This is a genomic window from Ktedonobacter sp. SOSP1-85 (genome assembly GCF_016587415.1).
Taxonomy (GTDB): domain Bacteria; phylum Chloroflexota; class Ktedonobacteria; order Ktedonobacterales; family Ktedonobacteraceae; genus Ktedonobacter.
Window position 1 is genome coordinate 85,852 of record NZ_BNJI01000002.1, and the last position, 13,802, is coordinate 99,653.

Sequence of the window (13,802 nt, forward strand, 5' to 3'; positions counted from 1 at the left end):
AGCAGAGAACGCAGAGAGGCGATGTGCAACATGACATTCATCAACGTTGGCGAATGGCTTGAGCGCCGTGAACAACTGACGCCAGACAAAGTTGGTCTGGTAGATGGCGAGACGACCTCCAAACATAGGCAACTGACATATCGTATGCTCAACCAGCGCGCACGCGCCCTGGCGGCTGTGTTTCAGGAAGAATACGCCGTGCAGCAGGGCGAACGCGTAGCGATCCTGGCGCAGAACGCGCCAGAATACCTGGATGCCTTTTTCGCGTGCGCCCTCATCGGCGCGATCCTCGTTCCCCTAAACGTACGCCTGACAATTAACGAACTGACAACGATCCTCATAGACTGCGAGCCACGCTTGCTGCTACATGACGCGACCTTTCAGCAGCAGTCCCAGACTATCGCGACAGTCCTGGGACAGCAGAACTCACACACACCCCAGTTACGCGCACTCGCAAGCTTTCCCGGTGCTGATGCCCAACTCGCGGAGCGTGCCAGGCCCTTCCAGAGCCAGGATGGTGAGGAGATAGCCCTGATTCTCTATACCTCGGGGACCACGGGTACACCCAAGGGGGCCATGCTCTCGCACCGCATGCTGACCTGGAACGCGATCAACACGCAGATTAGCTGGGGCGTACGTGAGAACGACATTACGCCAACCTTCGCCCCCTTCTTTCACGCGGGCGGTCTGAACGTGCTAACCACGCCACTTTACCACTGCGGCGGCACGGTCGTGCTCCTGCGCAACTCAACGCCTGAAGCCATTCTGGAAACCATTGAGCGGGAGCGCTGCACGATTGTCTTTGCCGTGCCGACCGTCTTCCAGATGATGCAACATCACAAGGCCTTCGCCACAAGTGATCTCTCTTCGCTCCGCTTCTGCGTCACGGGTGGCTCCTCGTGTCCACTCCCAGTGATTGAGGGCTATGCCGCGCGGGGCCTGGTTTTTCGCCAGGGCTATGGCCTGACAGAGGTCGGTGTCAATTGCTTTAGCCTGGCACCCAAGGATGCTCTGCGCAAGGCGGGCTCGGTAGGGCAGCCTGTTTTTCACTCACGAGCACGCATCGTGGATGAAGAGGGACACGATGTTCCCACGGGGCGCGAGGGCGAACTGCTACTGGCGGGTCCTCATGTCTGCTCAGGCTATTGGCGGCGTTCCGAGGCCACGGCGGAGGCGCGTTTAGGCGAGTGGTGGCGCACCGGAGACCTCGTACGCCGGGACGAGGAGGGCTATTACTACATCGTGGGGCGCAAGAAGGATATGCTTATCTCGGGCGGCGAAAACGTGTATTTAGCCGAGGTCGAACAGGTCCTGGCGCGGCATCCCGCTATCTACGAGGTCGCGGTCATTCCCCGACCAGATCTCAAGTGGGGCGAGGTTGGCCTGGCCGTGATCGTACCCCGCGAGCAGGCGGAGCTTACGCCAGAAGAGATCATAGCCTACTGCGCCGACAAACTGGCACGCTATAAGATTCCGCGCACATTTATGTTTACTGATGCTTTACCACGCAACGCCATGGGCAAGGTCATGAAGGCACAGTTGCGTACACAATTCGTAACGGAGGGATAACCACATGACGACATCGCTTTTGCTGGACGGAATTAGCCAGCACACGCTTCAAACAAGTCGGCTCACAACGGCATACTTGGCCACAGGGCAGGGGACGACGCCCGTGGTCCTGGTGCATGGTAACTGTTCATCCTCACTCTTCTTTCAGGACTTCATGCTGGCCCTGGCGGCCACCGGAAGCTACACAGTCTACGCGCCAGATATGCGCGGCTATGGTGAGAGCGAGACGCTACCCGTCGACGCCACGCGTGGAGTACGCGACTACTCCGATGACCTCGCCGCCTTTGTCCAGGCGCTCAACCTGCCGCCCTTCCATCTCCTGGGCTGGTCGCTGGGCGGAAATATCATCATGCAGTACGCCATCGACTACCCAGGCACGGCGCGCACGCTCCTACTGGAGTCCAGCGGCTCGCCCTATGGCTTTGGAGGCACTAAAGATGCTGCAGGCACGCCAACCTGGCTGGATAGTGCGGGCAGCGGCGGAGGGACCGTCAACGCCGATTTCGTCAAGAGCCTGCAGAGTGGCGATCGTGGCAACGGCCCCACCTCGCCGCGCTCGACGATGAACGCCTTCTATTTTAAGCCACCCTTCCAGGTGCCACCCGAGCGCGAGGAGATCTATGTAAGCGCGATCCTCTCAACGAAAGTCACGCCCGTCAACTATCCCGGCGACACGCTCCCCTCCGAGAACTGGCCCGGCCTCGCCCCCGGCAAACTGGGTGTCAACAACGCCCTGGCGCCCAAATACCTGAATCAGAGCGCCCTGGTCGATATCGCAGACAAACCGCCTATCCTCTGGTTTCATGGCGCGGATGACCAGATCGTCTCCGATACCTCAATGTTTGATATCGGCTTTCTGGGACAACTGGGCGTGATTCCTGGCTGGCCCGGCGCGCAGGTCTATCCGCCCCAGCCAATGAAGACGCAGATCCGCACACTGCTAGAGAGCTACCAGGCCAACGGCGGCAGCTACCAGGAGCACGTACTACCCGAGTGCGGCCACTCGCCCCACATCGAGAAGCAAGACGAGGTACTCAAGTTCTGTACTGAGTTTATGGATGCGCATTAATGCTAAGTAGCCGCGTACGCCAGTAGCGGGCCGTAATAACCCGCTACTGGCGTACGCGGCTACTTCAGGTTGGGGAGAAGTGTTTTGGTTTCCAGGCGGCGTAGCGTCAGGGATATACCAATACTCTACTTCTAAACGCCAACTATTCGAGAACGGGATCTTTTTACCAGGAACTGTCGGCCACTATGGAGAAACCATTGGATAAGGAGTTAGTAGAACTGCTGTTCGGATTCTGATAGTTCCAGACGACATTCCCACTTTGATCGACTGCCCAGACATGTTTTGCGGTAGCGACGAAAAGCTGCTTGCCACCTAACATGATGTTGCCTGTGCTCCAGTCATCTAAAGTAGTGCTCCATCGCCTGATCTGACCATCGCTGGCGTCATAAACCTGGATGATCGTTTTCTGGTGCAATAGCGGTATACTCTTGACCTTTCCTTGCACAATCTGGGTAGCTGTGCCTACCGGAGTGGTCTGGGTAGAGCAGACATGTAAAGCGCCGTTGGCAACCATGTAAGAAGCAGAACAAGAAAAAGACTCAGTCGTATTCAATGTAAATGAGTGACACCATACCTGCTGTCCATCCTCTACGCGCCAGGAGCAGATTTGCTGCCCATTGTTATGGTATTCAAGGAGGAAAAGTTTGCCCTGATCAATCTGGATCTGATCGATTCCATTCGAACTGACCGGAGTGGTCCAGCGAGGTTGTCCATTTTGCACGTTCAAAGCAGTAATGACTTTCTCATCTTTGTGCATACCCTTGAGGTCTTGCCGAATGGTGGAAGCCATCGCAAAAAGATACACGCTTGTATCGTCAGCTATGACAGAGAATGCTTCCCCACCAGGATATGCCCAAAGCTGTGTGCCATCGCTACCGCGCAACGCGCGTAACTGGTTGCTATTCACGCTATTAAAGCCAGTTGCCAGGTACACAATACCATTGTGAGTAGCGAGCAAGGTTGCGTCTCCGCTCTGATATGTGCGCTGCCAGGCGATTGAGCCATCTGTGGGGCGCAGGGCAACCAGGCGGTTGACAAATGGCAGATTGCCGCCGGATCCTGCACCGATATAGAGCATCTTACCATCAGATAGGAGCTTATAGTTCTCCTGTGGGCTATTCGCATTAAAAAGGTTTGCGTGCCAGAGCAATTTGCCATTGGTAGCTTGTAGCGCGTAGACCTGGCTCTTATACAGCACGTAAACACTTTGCTCCTGTACAATCAGATTCTTGCCATTGCTTTGCCCTTCCGCAACCTTTGGCACCACAAAATCCCAGACCTGCTTGCCGTTATCAGAGCGTAAGCCATATATATGGGGACTAGTGGTGGGGGGCTGGGCCATTTCTCCGGCCATAGCAACGACGATACCATGAAGCGGTTGCCCGCTCACTGATGTAGCTGTGGACGTATGTCCTGCCTGCCCTGTCTGCACACGTGTATTGATGAATAGCGCACCCACGCCGAGCAGGACGCAGGCTACCAGAAGGGCTGCGAATAATTGTAGCCCGTGACCGCGTTTGCGCTTTGGCGGTTGGAGATGATTTTGTGTTCTGGGAGGCGGTAATGTTGCTTGTTCTTCCATGAGTGTTCCCTTATTGCCATACTGAATATGCTGTAAGAATGTTGCTTGCTGATCCCGTGCCAGGTAACCATTCTGGTCGAGTGTGAGGACACTATGTAAGGCTCGTCGCGCTTCCAGTTCAGAGACGGTGGTGCCGTCGATTGCTTGATAGACGGCATCTACTTCCTCCAGCAACGCGCTTAAGGCAGAATCATGGCTTGCTTCATTTAAGATGGCAACCAGGGTATCGAGATCGCCCTGCTCCAGTGCGCTGATATAGCGATAGAGAGCTGGAAAACGTTGCCCAGATGGTTTGCAGTGCTCAGACATTGCGATCCCCCTTTTGTCTTTTCTCCTGCTGTTCCTGCCACGCGACGCGCAGGCGGCTCAGGGTGCGGTGTAGGCGCACACGGGCTGCGCCTGGCGTGGTGCCCAGTTCTTGTGCCAGGGATGTATGCTGGTGACCTTCTAGTACAGCCAGGCGCAAGATATGCTGATCCTCCGGCGAGACCAGCGCAAGTAGGGCAGCGGCCTGCTCGTCGGCCTCGACAATCTGAGATGGGTCAGTCGTCACTGAGGGCATCAGATAATCGAGTACGGCATTTTCATCAGGCAGATTAGGGTGGCGGCGAGCGAGATTGCTCAGTAATTCTTCGCGCTGGAAACGTTTGGCCTGTACCACTTTCCGACGCTTCATAATGTTCACGGCAATGCCCAGAAGCCACGCCCTTGGCGGTGCCTGCAGATCAAAGCGTTCAGCAGAAGCCAGAGCCTCGGCGACACACTCCTGGAAAATTTCTAACGCGACCTCCTGAACCTCCGCTCCCACTGCCAAACCCATGCGCAAGACATAGCCCCGCAACGTTCCAAGTAACGAGGCCGTGTTTTCCTGAAGGTAATCGCGCAGGAGCTTCTGAGCGCCGGCAGGAGTTTCTACCTGGTCTATTGGGCCGGTCTTTTGCCTTGCAAAGTGTCCTAAGTTCAAAGACCTGCCTCCTCTCAATTAATGTAAAATAGATTTGCTGCTTGTTATTTCAACGAAGGGAGGCAATGTGTTACGGAGCAGAGAAATATGGACTTTTGGGTTACGAGTGGACCAAATTTGATAGCGCATCGAAGAAGGATTTCAGGTGATTTGGGAGGCGATACATATACCATGCCCAGGTTGCTCATACAATATGGCAGCAGAAGAAGTCGAATACCTTTATCAACTCGTTCGTGCACACATCTCACCTGAGCGTAAGGTGAGATGTGCGTGGATCATCTTGCAATCGCACATTTCCTCATAGAAGGAAATGTTTGTGCTACTCCGGTAGGTGGGCGATGGCTTCGATTTCGAGCAGGAATTCCTCGCGGGCCAGCCTGCGAACCTCGACCAGGGTCATGGCGGGCGGGTTCTGGGTATTGATGTAGCGGTCGCGTACTTCGCGGAGAGTGAGAATTTGAGACATGTCCACAACGTACATGTTCAGTTTGACGACGCTGGTGAAGTCGGCATCAACGGCAGCAAGCGCGGCCTTAAGGTTTTCAAAGACCTGCTGCGCCTGGGCATGAAAGTCATTCAGGCCCACGATCTCGCCGGATGGGTTAAGGGCAATCTGGCCCGAAATAAAGACAGTCCTTCCACGCGTGACCTCGACAATCTGGGTGTAGCCTGGCGTCGGCGGGAGCGTTGAGGGTTGAATGAAGCGAATGTTTGTGGGCTGGTTATCCACGGTTTTTCCTTTCTGCCTTGGTTTGTTGCGCGAACTATATTATTCCTGACAGGTATTGACAGGTTTCAATGATATATTAAACAACGTAGCAAGCGAGAGAAAGTCCAAGTTAGCTTGGACCTTACAATTTTCTAGTTGCACCGTTTGTACAAGGAGAAGAACGGAATGTCTGTAAATAGCAAGTCAGGGAGTGATATGGGCAATAAGAGCAGCGTACGCATCGAGGCATGGGGAGAGGGTGACCTGCCGCTGCTGAAGAAGACGCTGGGTGACCCGGCGATGACGAGACATCTCGGTGGCCCCGAGAGTGATGAGCAGTTGGTCAAGCGCCAGACCCTCTTCGAGCGGCTCGCGGAGGAGGGCAAGGGCCGAATGTTCAAGATTATTCACGTGGACACGGGCGAGGCGGTCGGCTCGGTTGGTTACTGGGATAGCACTCATAATGGCAAAGAGATCTATGAGACCGGGTGGTTTGTGATCCCTGCTTTCCAGGGAATGGGCATCGCGAGCATGGCAACTACTCTAGCCATCGCCATGGCGAGATCGGACGGCAAGCACCGCTTTCTGCACGCCTTCCCCTCTGTGGAAAACCCGCCATCGAACGCGGTCTGCCGCAAGCTGGGCTTTACCCTGGTCGAGGAATGTGAGTTTGAGTACCCAAAGGGCCACTTCATGCGCTGCAATGATTGGCGATTAGATCTCTTGGGGTAACAATGATAAGGGCGGGAATTTGAGAGGCAAAGTCTTGCAATTTCTGTTCAGAGGAGGTATATTGCTTGCATGAGCAAACAATATACCTCCTCTGAACCGTCAGAGGAACAGCACAAGACGAGAGAACGCATCATCGCCGCAGCCTCTAAGGTGCTGGCAGAGAAGGGATATGATGCGACAACGCTGAGGGAAATCTCACGCGAAGCCCAGGCTGGACCAGGACTGGTGCATTATTACTTCGGTGGCAAGGATGCATTGCTCGTTGAGGTACTGCAAGCTGCTGGTCAGCAATTCCATCAAAGAATGGAGCACCTTATCCAACAGGTCCCTGCAGATCAGTCTCTCGAAACGTTTTTGACGCAACTCTCTGAACGGGTCGGGCAGGAAGCTGAGGTGTATCGCCTGCGCTACGAATCATTCTCGCTTGGCTTACACAACCCCGTCATTGCACCTGCGGTGCGAGAACGGCTTGCACAGCGACGGGAGGAAATTGGCTCAGTCATGGCAAAGGTAATGGAGAACACGGAGAGAACAGAAGGTATAAAGGGGCCATCGGTCGATCCAAAGATCCTGGCGGCTCTTCTGCTCTCTCTTTTCGATGGATTGGCATTGCAAAAGATTCTCGACCCGACGTTCGATCTTGATGCTTCGTATCAATTACTCGAGCGCATGTTGCGTTGTTTGTTCTCTGGTCATGAATGATAACCCTTTCGCGAAGAAGAAGCGTTTTTTGTTCCATCAGGAGTATGCTTCTCCCGTGTCGCATGAGAGACCTCATCACGATGACGGCTTTGACCAATTCGCCAGGTTCTGGAAATGTTTTTGCACTGTTGCTTGCTTGAGCAAGTCGTAAAGCGAGAAAGGATTTTTATGGATGTTGTAATACTGAAGGCGGGAGAAGGGCGCAAGCTTTCTCTCGGCCCTATTCAGATGGTGGTGCAAGAGGATGGAACACATACGCGAGGAACGCTGGGGGTTGCTGAATTTGAAGTACCTCCTCATGCTCCCACACCACCACCACATATTCATCATGCACATGAAGAGGTCTTTTATGTCCTCGAAGGTGAATTGGAGTTTCTGACAGGTACGGAGAGAGTGCGGGCTTGTCAGGGCACGTTTGTGATGGTGCCGATAGGAGCCGTGCATACATTTAGCAACCCGACTGATAAGACGGCACGTTTTCTCAACACGTTTACGCCTCCGCTGTATGTTAGCTACTTTGAAGAAATGAGCAAACCCATGCAGGCAGATGTTGCTCCTACGCCGCAACAACTGGCCGCATTGATGGCACGCTACGACACCGAGGTTGTTTCTTAACCGTTTTTTGAAATAAATTGCTTGCTTGAGCAATTCACTAATCATGGCGATATTGCAGATAAAAACAATAATTATGATATCCTGAAAGGACGAATTACATGAGCACTGTACCATCTTTCACAACACGAAGAGAGTCTTTCGCTGATGGCTTGACCGTGCGCTTTGATGAGCGAGAGAACAGCGGTCGTCCCATTCTCATCTTGCATGGTGGTGGTGGCCCGCAGACCGTACTAAGCATTGCTGCAGGGCTGTCCAAGGCGCACGTCCTGATGCCAACTCACCCTGGCTTTGCAGGTGAGCCACGTCCTGAGTGGTTCAATAGCATTGATGATCTCGCCTTTGCCTATCTTGAACTGCTGGAACGGCTCAACCTGCGTGATGTCCTGGTCATTGGGTCCTCGGTAGGTGGCTGGATCGCGTCTACGATGGCCTTGCGCGATACCACGCAACTGATAAGCGGTCTCGTTCTAGTCAATGGCGTGGGTATTCAGGTTGATGGGCATCCAGTTCCTGATGTATCCACTTTGACTCCCGATAAGCTAGCGGCCCTCAGCTTCCACAATCCAGCAGCCTTCCGTATCGACCCGTCGACCATAACACCTGAGCAGATTGCAGCCAGGAAAGCGAATACGGAGACGCTCTATGTGTATGATAGCGAGAGGCTGGGCGGTGATCCAAAGCTACAGCGTCGCCTCAGGCATGTGAAAATCCCCGTTCTCGTTGCCTGGGGAGAGAGTGATCGCGTGGCAGACCTTGAATATGGTCATGTCTATGCCCAATCGTTCCCCAACGCTCGCTTCGAACCGATCCCCGAAGCTGGCCACCTGCCGCAGATCGAGCAGCCTGGACGCCTGCTCAACCTCGTGCGGAAGTTCGCGATCAGCATCAGGACGACGCCGCAGACCACAGGATCGTTCGAGGAACTTTAACCCGCACGGCGAAAAGGAGGAAAGCAGTGTGTTCTGAGGAGCAACCGAACTGTTGTTCCTCAGAATGGGCGGGAAATTTCCGCAAAGGGGATCTGTATAGTATGAAGTGTAAGCAGAGATAATAGCAACGACATCTTGAGGCAAGTAAGGAGTTCGCATGCCCATATTTATCCCAGGAGTTGAGTTGAGCCGTCGCTTCTATGAGGAGATCGTGCGACCCTTGCTCGTAGAGGTTTATCCCGAGCTGGCGTATGCCGCCGCCCTGATTGGGCCGGGGAGTGAGGTGCTGGGTTTTGATAGCGAGATGTCTATGGATCACGATTGGGGGCCGCGCCTCCTTCTCTTTGTACGCGAGGAAGATGCCGGGCTGAGCGAAGCCATTGACGATATGCTAAGCCAGCGGCTGCCAGCCACCTTTGCGGGTTTCCCGGTCGCGTTACCGCTGGATGCCAGCGGATCGCCCCTGCGTGGCATGAAGCGCCCCCTGGCAGGCCCAATTCAGCACCGCGTGCTCACGATGACGCTACGCGATTTTGGACGTGTTCAGCTTGGTTATGATCTCGCGCAACCCTTGCAGGCCGCCGACTGGCTAACTTTTCCGGCGCACTCCCTGGGAGAAATCGTCGCTGGAGCGGTGTATCACGATGACATAGGCGAGCTTACCGCCCTGCGCGAGCAGTTTGCCTGGTATCCTCACGATGTGTGGCTCTATCTCCTGGCCTGCGGTTGGCAGCGTATTGGACAGGAGGAGCACCTGATGCCCCGCGCCGGATTTATGGGTGACGAGCTGGGTTCGGCGCTCATCGCCTCGCGCCTCGTCCGCGATGTGATGAACCTGTGCTTCTTGATGGAGAGGCAGTACGCCCCCTATGCCAAGTGGTTTGGCACAGGCTTTCAACGGCTGCGCTGTGCCGGAGAGATCTACCCTCTGCTCTGGCGGGCGCAACAGGCCGCGAGCTGGCAGGAACGCATGGACGCCCTCGCCGACGCCTATGAGGTCCTGGCACGCATGCAGAACGCGCTCGGTGTAAGCAAGATCCTGCCCGAAGTCGCCTCCAGCTTCTATGATCGCCCCTTCCGGGTCATCCACGGCGAGCTATTCGCCCAGGCACTACGAGAAGAGATTACCGAGCCCGATGTGCAGCGTATCGCCGGGCGACGCTTGATAGGAAGCCTGAGCCAGTGGAGCGATAGCACAGATATCGAAGGTATAGAACACGAGCGGTTACTAAGGCTCTATGAATAGAGGGTGAATACAAAGGGATGACGCTACTAAAGTACGCGTCTACATATGCGCGTAATATGTAGACGCGTACTTTAGTAGCGTCGTCCTATATCTATGCCGCTCTAGTGGGCGGTCCAGCCGCAGTCGATGGTCTGGGCGCTACCGGTGATGCCGCTGGCGGCGTCGCTACAGAGGAAGAGAGCGAGCTGGGCGACCTCGCTGGGTTCGAGCAGGCGTTTGATCGCGCCCTCAGCGGCCATGACCTTCTCGACGACCTCCTCTTCGGGGATGTTGTGGATGCGGGCCTGGTCGGCGATCTGCTTCTCGACGAGGGGCGTGCGCACATAGGAGGGACAGATGGCGTTGCAAGTCACACCATGCTCAGCCGCCTCCAGGGCGGTGACGCGCGTCAGGCCCAGAAGGCCGTGCTTGGCGCTTACATAGGCAGACTTGTATGCAGAAGCCCTGAGCGAATGCACGGAGCCAATATTGAGGATACGGCCCCATTTGTGCTCATACATGGAGGGCAGCACGGCCTTGGTGAGGAGGAAGGGCGAGGTGAGCATGATATCGATGATCAGGCGCCACTTCTCCTCCGAGAACTCGGTGATGGGCGAGACATGCTGAATGCCCGCGTTATTGACCAGGATATCGATGTGCTCCTCGGTCTTCAAAATCTCGTCGACGAGGCGCTCAATCTCGATGCCCTTCGACATATCAGCGGCCAGGAAACGAGCGCCGGAAATTTCCGCGGCTGCGGCCTCGCCACGCTCTATATCAATATCAGTCAATGTAACACGCGCGCCCTGTTCGGCGAACGCACGGGCAATTGCCAGGCCGATCCCTGATGCGGCACCGGTAACCAGGGCAACCTTTCCTTCTAAGCCTGTCATAGCATGATTCTCCTTTGAAAATTAATGTGTAGGGTCCCAGCTGGCTTGGACTCCGAGGCCCACAGGCCGCCGCGTCCTCGAATGGGGAATACCCAACCGCTGGGGCGTCGCTTCGCTCGGGAGTCCATGCTAGCATGGACCCTACAATCTATTTAGCCTCCAAGATAGAGTTGCTGGATGGCGGCACTGGAGACTAGTTCTCGCGTTGTGCCTTCCATGGCGATGGTCCCTCCGCGAAGGACGTAGGCCTTGCAGGCGATACGCAGGGCGCGGCGAGCGTTCTGCTCTACCAGTATGATAGTCAATCCTTCGTCGACATTCAAGCGGGCGATGACGTCGAAGACGGTATCCACGACGACTGGGGCCAGACCAAGCGAAGGCTCGTCGAGCAGGAGCACACGCGGATGGGCCATGAGAGCACGTCCGATGGCGACCATCTGACCCTCGCCGCCACTGAGGCTGGCGGCATAGGCATGCAGGCGCTCTTTCAGGCGCGGAAAGTACTTGAGCACGCGCTCCAGGGTCTCCTCGCGCTCCTGGCGCGATGCACGTGTGAAGGCTCCCATCAAAAGATTCTCGTACACGGTAAGCGAGGGGAAGAGCTCACGTCCCTCGGGAACAAGGGCCAGGCCTTTTTTCACACGTCGCTCAGGACTCCAGCTTTCGATCTGCTGTCCCTGCAATGTAATTGACCCCTGGCGCGTCTTGATCAGCCCAGTGAGCGCACGCATGAGCGTGGTCTTGCCCGCGCCATTGGCGCCGAGGATGGTCACAATCTCGCGCTCGGGAACCACGAAAGAGACGTCATGTAGGACATCCACCGCGCCATAGCCAGCGCTTACATGCTCTACTTTTAACACGTTGAATCCTCCCTTCGCGCCTCTTGCTCCTCAGAGATACTGGTTGCTTCATGCACAGCGCTGCGCACAACTTCTGGCTCCTCAAGCGCCTCGCGGCCCAGGTAGGCCTCCAGCACGGCAGGATCGGAGAGGACTGTGCGCGCCGCGCCCTCAGCCAGCTTGCGCCCATAATCAAGAACGCAGACGCGATCAGCCACGGCCTGCACCAGGCTCATGTTATGCTCGATCAGGAGCAGGGTAGTGCCAAGCTCTTTGCGCCAGGTACGCAGATTTTGCGCCATGGCCTCAACATCCTGATGCGTGATGCCTGCGGCTGGCTCGTCGAGCAAGACCAGGCGTGGACGGAGCACCAGCGCCCGCGCTACCCCTACAAGCTTCTGAATGCCATGTGGAAGAACGCTTACCCTGGTGTCGGCGTATTCCTCCAGCCCGAGCAGAATCAGAGTATCACGAGCACGCGTACGGGCCTTGCGATCCTCACGCGGAGCGCGACCAAAGGGCAGTATTCCCTCAAAAAGACCAGAGCGCATGGCGGAGTGCTGCGCGACCAGCAAGTTCTCCAGAACCGTCATGCTGGCGAAGAGTTGTAGCTGCTGAAAGGTGCGTCCGATGCCCAGGCGGATGCGGCGGTCTCGTCCCAGCGGCAAGAGCGAGGTGCCCGCGAAGGTGATCGAGCCAGCCACGGGGCGGACAAAGCCGCTGATACAATTCAGCACGGTCGTCTTGCCCGCGCCATTGGGTCCGACCAGGGCATAGATCTCTCCCTGCTCGACCGTTAGCGAAAACTCGGAGAGGGCGAGCAGGCCGCCAAAGCGCACGCTCAGGTCGCGAATCTCCAGTAGAGGCGTGTTCTGCGCAGTCGTCATGCCTGCCCTCCTCTCGTATCACGTTTCCCCTGGAAACGCTCTACCAGGCCGCTCAAGCCGTGGGGGAAGAAGATCAGGGCCAGTAGCAGGAGCAAGCCGTAGATGCCCGTCGTCAAGGTCGCAACCTGGATCTGCATACTGCCCATGACCAGGGGATTGGGCAACTGGCCCAGGAGCAGGGGTAGGAAGCCCACGAAGAGCGCGCCCAGTACCGAACCAACAATCGAGCCCAGACCGCCTACTACAATCATCGCCAGGAAGGCAATCGTCTGATCAGAACTGGACATCGAAGAACTGGCGGTCGTGGCCCAGGTGGCATAGAGTGCGCCCGCCAGCCCGGTCAGTACGGCGCTCACGACAAAGGCCAGGAGTTTATAGCGCGTGATATTAACGCCAAAGGCCTCGGCGGCGGCCTCGTCGTCGCGAATGGCGATCCAGGCCCGCCCCACCCGCGAGCGCAACAGGTAGAAACTCAGGAAGAGCAGTAGCGCAACCACGGCCATAATCAGGAAATAGAGTGCGCGGTCATCGCTTAGCCAGAGAGGGATCGTATTGAGATCGTAGTTCTGGCGGCCCGCGGCCTTGTCCCATAGATCGAGGAGTGAGCCTGTGATTAGCACCAGTCCCAGGGTCGCCACGGCGAGGTGCGCACCCGAGATACGCAGTGCGGGCCCCCCAATGATTACCCCCAGAATAGCCGACGCGGCCATGGCTATAAGAATTCCCAGCCAGAAGGGCCAGTTGAGATCGTTCGTCGTCCAAGCCAGCATGTAGGCGCCAACACCAAAGAAGGCCGCGTTACCCAGCGAGGGCTGGGCGGCATAGCCTGTCAGCACATTCTGGGCCAGGGCCGCAATGACGAAGATACCAATCAGACTCACGCGATGCAGCTCAAAGTTGGCACTGCCGCCGAAGAGCCCATCATAGAGTGTGGGGAGCAGCAGGAGAATTAGCAAGAGACAGGCGCTGGCTATCCAGCCGCGCATGCGCCCCGAGAAGCGCCCGGCTGTCTCTGTCGGGACGGGTGAGAGCACGGGAGACCGACCCTCAGCACGCTTTTTCATTGCCATAGCAAAATCTTCCTTGA

14 protein-coding genes are annotated in these 13,802 nt (G+C 56.3%); 7 read left to right on the forward strand and 7 right to left on the reverse strand.

The genetic code is table 11. The features are described 5' to 3' along the window. Positions 1-30: 30 nt before the first annotated feature. Both KTE_RS28640 and KTE_RS28645 read left to right on the forward strand, forming a co-directional pair. Positions 31-1,569, forward strand: a complete 1,539-nt coding sequence (locus tag KTE_RS28640; RefSeq protein WP_201387452.1) for a long-chain fatty acid--CoA ligase — start codon at positions 31-33, stop codon at positions 1,567-1,569. A 4-nt stretch (positions 1,570-1,573) separates the two neighbouring features. Next, positions 1,574-2,638 carry an alpha/beta fold hydrolase gene (locus tag KTE_RS28645; RefSeq protein ID WP_201387454.1) on the forward strand — a complete coding sequence of 355 codons (1,065 nt, stop codon included), beginning with the start codon at positions 1,574-1,576 and terminating at the stop codon, positions 2,636-2,638. A gap of 163 nt (positions 2,639-2,801) precedes the next feature. Here the strand turns inward: KTE_RS28645 and KTE_RS28650 are convergent, their stop codons facing one another. From KTE_RS28650 to KTE_RS28660, 3 genes are all read right to left on the reverse strand, one after another. After that, complete coding sequence (locus KTE_RS28650) at positions 2,802-4,529, reverse strand: PQQ-binding-like beta-propeller repeat protein (RefSeq protein ID WP_201387456.1); 1,728 nt, start codon at positions 4,527-4,529, stop codon at positions 2,802-2,804. Continuing rightward, the gene (locus KTE_RS28655; protein WP_201387458.1) at positions 4,522-5,184 is read right to left on the reverse strand and encodes an RNA polymerase sigma factor; all 663 of its coding nucleotides are present in this window, start codon (positions 5,182-5,184) and stop codon (positions 4,522-4,524) included. The genes KTE_RS28650 and KTE_RS28655 overlap by 8 nt, the downstream gene beginning before the upstream one ends. Before the next feature lie 319 nt (positions 5,185-5,503). Then, the gene (locus KTE_RS28660; protein ID WP_201387461.1) at positions 5,504-5,914 is read right to left on the reverse strand and encodes a RidA family protein; all 411 of its coding nucleotides are present in this window, start codon (positions 5,912-5,914) and stop codon (positions 5,504-5,506) included. Positions 5,915-6,079: 165 nt separating this feature from the next. Between KTE_RS28660 and KTE_RS28665 the strand changes: the two genes are divergently transcribed. The 5 genes from KTE_RS28665 to KTE_RS28685 all read left to right on the forward strand — a co-directional run bounded on the left by KTE_RS28665 (position 6,080) and on the right by KTE_RS28685 (position 10,117). Beyond that, positions 6,080-6,625: a GNAT family N-acetyltransferase gene (locus KTE_RS28665; protein WP_201387462.1), complete on the forward strand. Its 546-nt coding sequence runs from the start codon at positions 6,080-6,082 to the stop codon at positions 6,623-6,625. Between the two features lie 69 nt (positions 6,626-6,694). After that, positions 6,695-7,327: a TetR/AcrR family transcriptional regulator gene (locus KTE_RS28670; protein WP_201387464.1), complete on the forward strand. Its 633-nt coding sequence runs from the start codon at positions 6,695-6,697 to the stop codon at positions 7,325-7,327. A gap of 168 nt (positions 7,328-7,495) precedes the next feature. Then, complete coding sequence (locus KTE_RS28675; RefSeq protein WP_201387466.1) at positions 7,496-7,942, forward strand: cupin domain-containing protein; 447 nt, start codon at positions 7,496-7,498, stop codon at positions 7,940-7,942. A 98-nt stretch (positions 7,943-8,040) separates the two neighbouring features. Beyond that, positions 8,041-8,871, forward strand: coding sequence for an alpha/beta fold hydrolase (locus KTE_RS28680; RefSeq protein ID WP_201387468.1), 831 nt, complete (start codon positions 8,041-8,043; stop codon positions 8,869-8,871). A 157-nt stretch (positions 8,872-9,028) separates the two neighbouring features. Further along, a complete protein-coding gene (locus tag KTE_RS28685) occupies positions 9,029-10,117 on the forward strand; it encodes a DUF4037 domain-containing protein (RefSeq protein WP_201387471.1) in 1,089 nt (362 codons plus the stop codon). A 101-nt stretch (positions 10,118-10,218) separates the two neighbouring features. Here the strand turns inward: KTE_RS28685 and KTE_RS28690 are convergent, their stop codons facing one another. The 4 genes from KTE_RS28690 to KTE_RS28705 all read right to left on the reverse strand — a co-directional run bounded on the left by KTE_RS28690 (position 10,219) and on the right by KTE_RS28705 (position 13,785). Then, the gene (locus tag KTE_RS28690; protein WP_201387473.1) at positions 10,219-10,989 is read right to left on the reverse strand and encodes a 3-hydroxybutyrate dehydrogenase; all 771 of its coding nucleotides are present in this window, start codon (positions 10,987-10,989) and stop codon (positions 10,219-10,221) included. A 152-nt stretch (positions 10,990-11,141) separates the two neighbouring features. Then, positions 11,142-11,849 (reverse strand): ABC transporter ATP-binding protein, encoded by a 708-nt coding sequence (locus KTE_RS28695; protein WP_201387474.1) that lies wholly within the window; start codon positions 11,847-11,849, stop codon positions 11,142-11,144. After that, positions 11,843-12,715 carry an ABC transporter ATP-binding protein gene (locus KTE_RS28700; protein WP_201387476.1) on the reverse strand — a complete coding sequence of 291 codons (873 nt, stop codon included), beginning with the start codon at positions 12,713-12,715 and terminating at the stop codon, positions 11,843-11,845. The genes KTE_RS28695 and KTE_RS28700 overlap by 7 nt, the downstream gene beginning before the upstream one ends. Further along, entirely contained in the window at positions 12,712-13,785 is a 1,074-nt protein-coding gene (locus KTE_RS28705) for a branched-chain amino acid ABC transporter permease (protein ID WP_201387478.1), read from the reverse strand. Before KTE_RS28705 ends, KTE_RS28700 begins: the two co-directional genes overlap by 4 nt. Positions 13,786-13,802: the final 17 nt, after the last annotated feature.

What these genes read in the sequence shown, in the direction of transcription:
- KTE_RS28640 (WP_201387452.1), top strand. Translation starts at nt 31, where the DNA reads ATGACATTCATCAACGTTGGCGAATGGCTTGAGCGCCGTGAACAACTG.
- KTE_RS28645 (WP_201387454.1), top strand. Translation starts at nt 1,574, where the DNA reads ATGACGACATCGCTTTTGCTGGACGGAATTAGCCAGCACACGCTTCAA.
- KTE_RS28650 (WP_201387456.1), bottom strand. Translation starts at nt 4,529, where the DNA reads ATGTCTGAGCACTGCAAACCATCTGGGCAACGTTTTCCAGCTCTCTAT.
- KTE_RS28665 (WP_201387462.1), top strand. Translation starts at nt 6,080, where the DNA reads ATGTCTGTAAATAGCAAGTCAGGGAGTGATATGGGCAATAAGAGCAGC.
- KTE_RS28670 (WP_201387464.1), top strand. Translation starts at nt 6,695, where the DNA reads ATGAGCAAACAATATACCTCCTCTGAACCGTCAGAGGAACAGCACAAG.
- KTE_RS28675 (WP_201387466.1), top strand. Translation starts at nt 7,496, where the DNA reads ATGGATGTTGTAATACTGAAGGCGGGAGAAGGGCGCAAGCTTTCTCTC.
- KTE_RS28680 (WP_201387468.1), top strand. Translation starts at nt 8,041, where the DNA reads ATGAGCACTGTACCATCTTTCACAACACGAAGAGAGTCTTTCGCTGAT.
- KTE_RS28685 (WP_201387471.1), top strand. Translation starts at nt 9,029, where the DNA reads ATGCCCATATTTATCCCAGGAGTTGAGTTGAGCCGTCGCTTCTATGAG.
- KTE_RS28690 (WP_201387473.1), bottom strand. Translation starts at nt 10,989, where the DNA reads ATGACAGGCTTAGAAGGAAAGGTTGCCCTGGTTACCGGTGCCGCATCA.
- KTE_RS28700 (WP_201387476.1), bottom strand. Translation starts at nt 12,715, where the DNA reads ATGACGACTGCGCAGAACACGCCTCTACTGGAGATTCGCGACCTGAGC.
- KTE_RS28705 (WP_201387478.1), bottom strand. Translation starts at nt 13,785, where the DNA reads ATGGCAATGAAAAAGCGTGCTGAGGGTCGGTCTCCCGTGCTCTCACCC.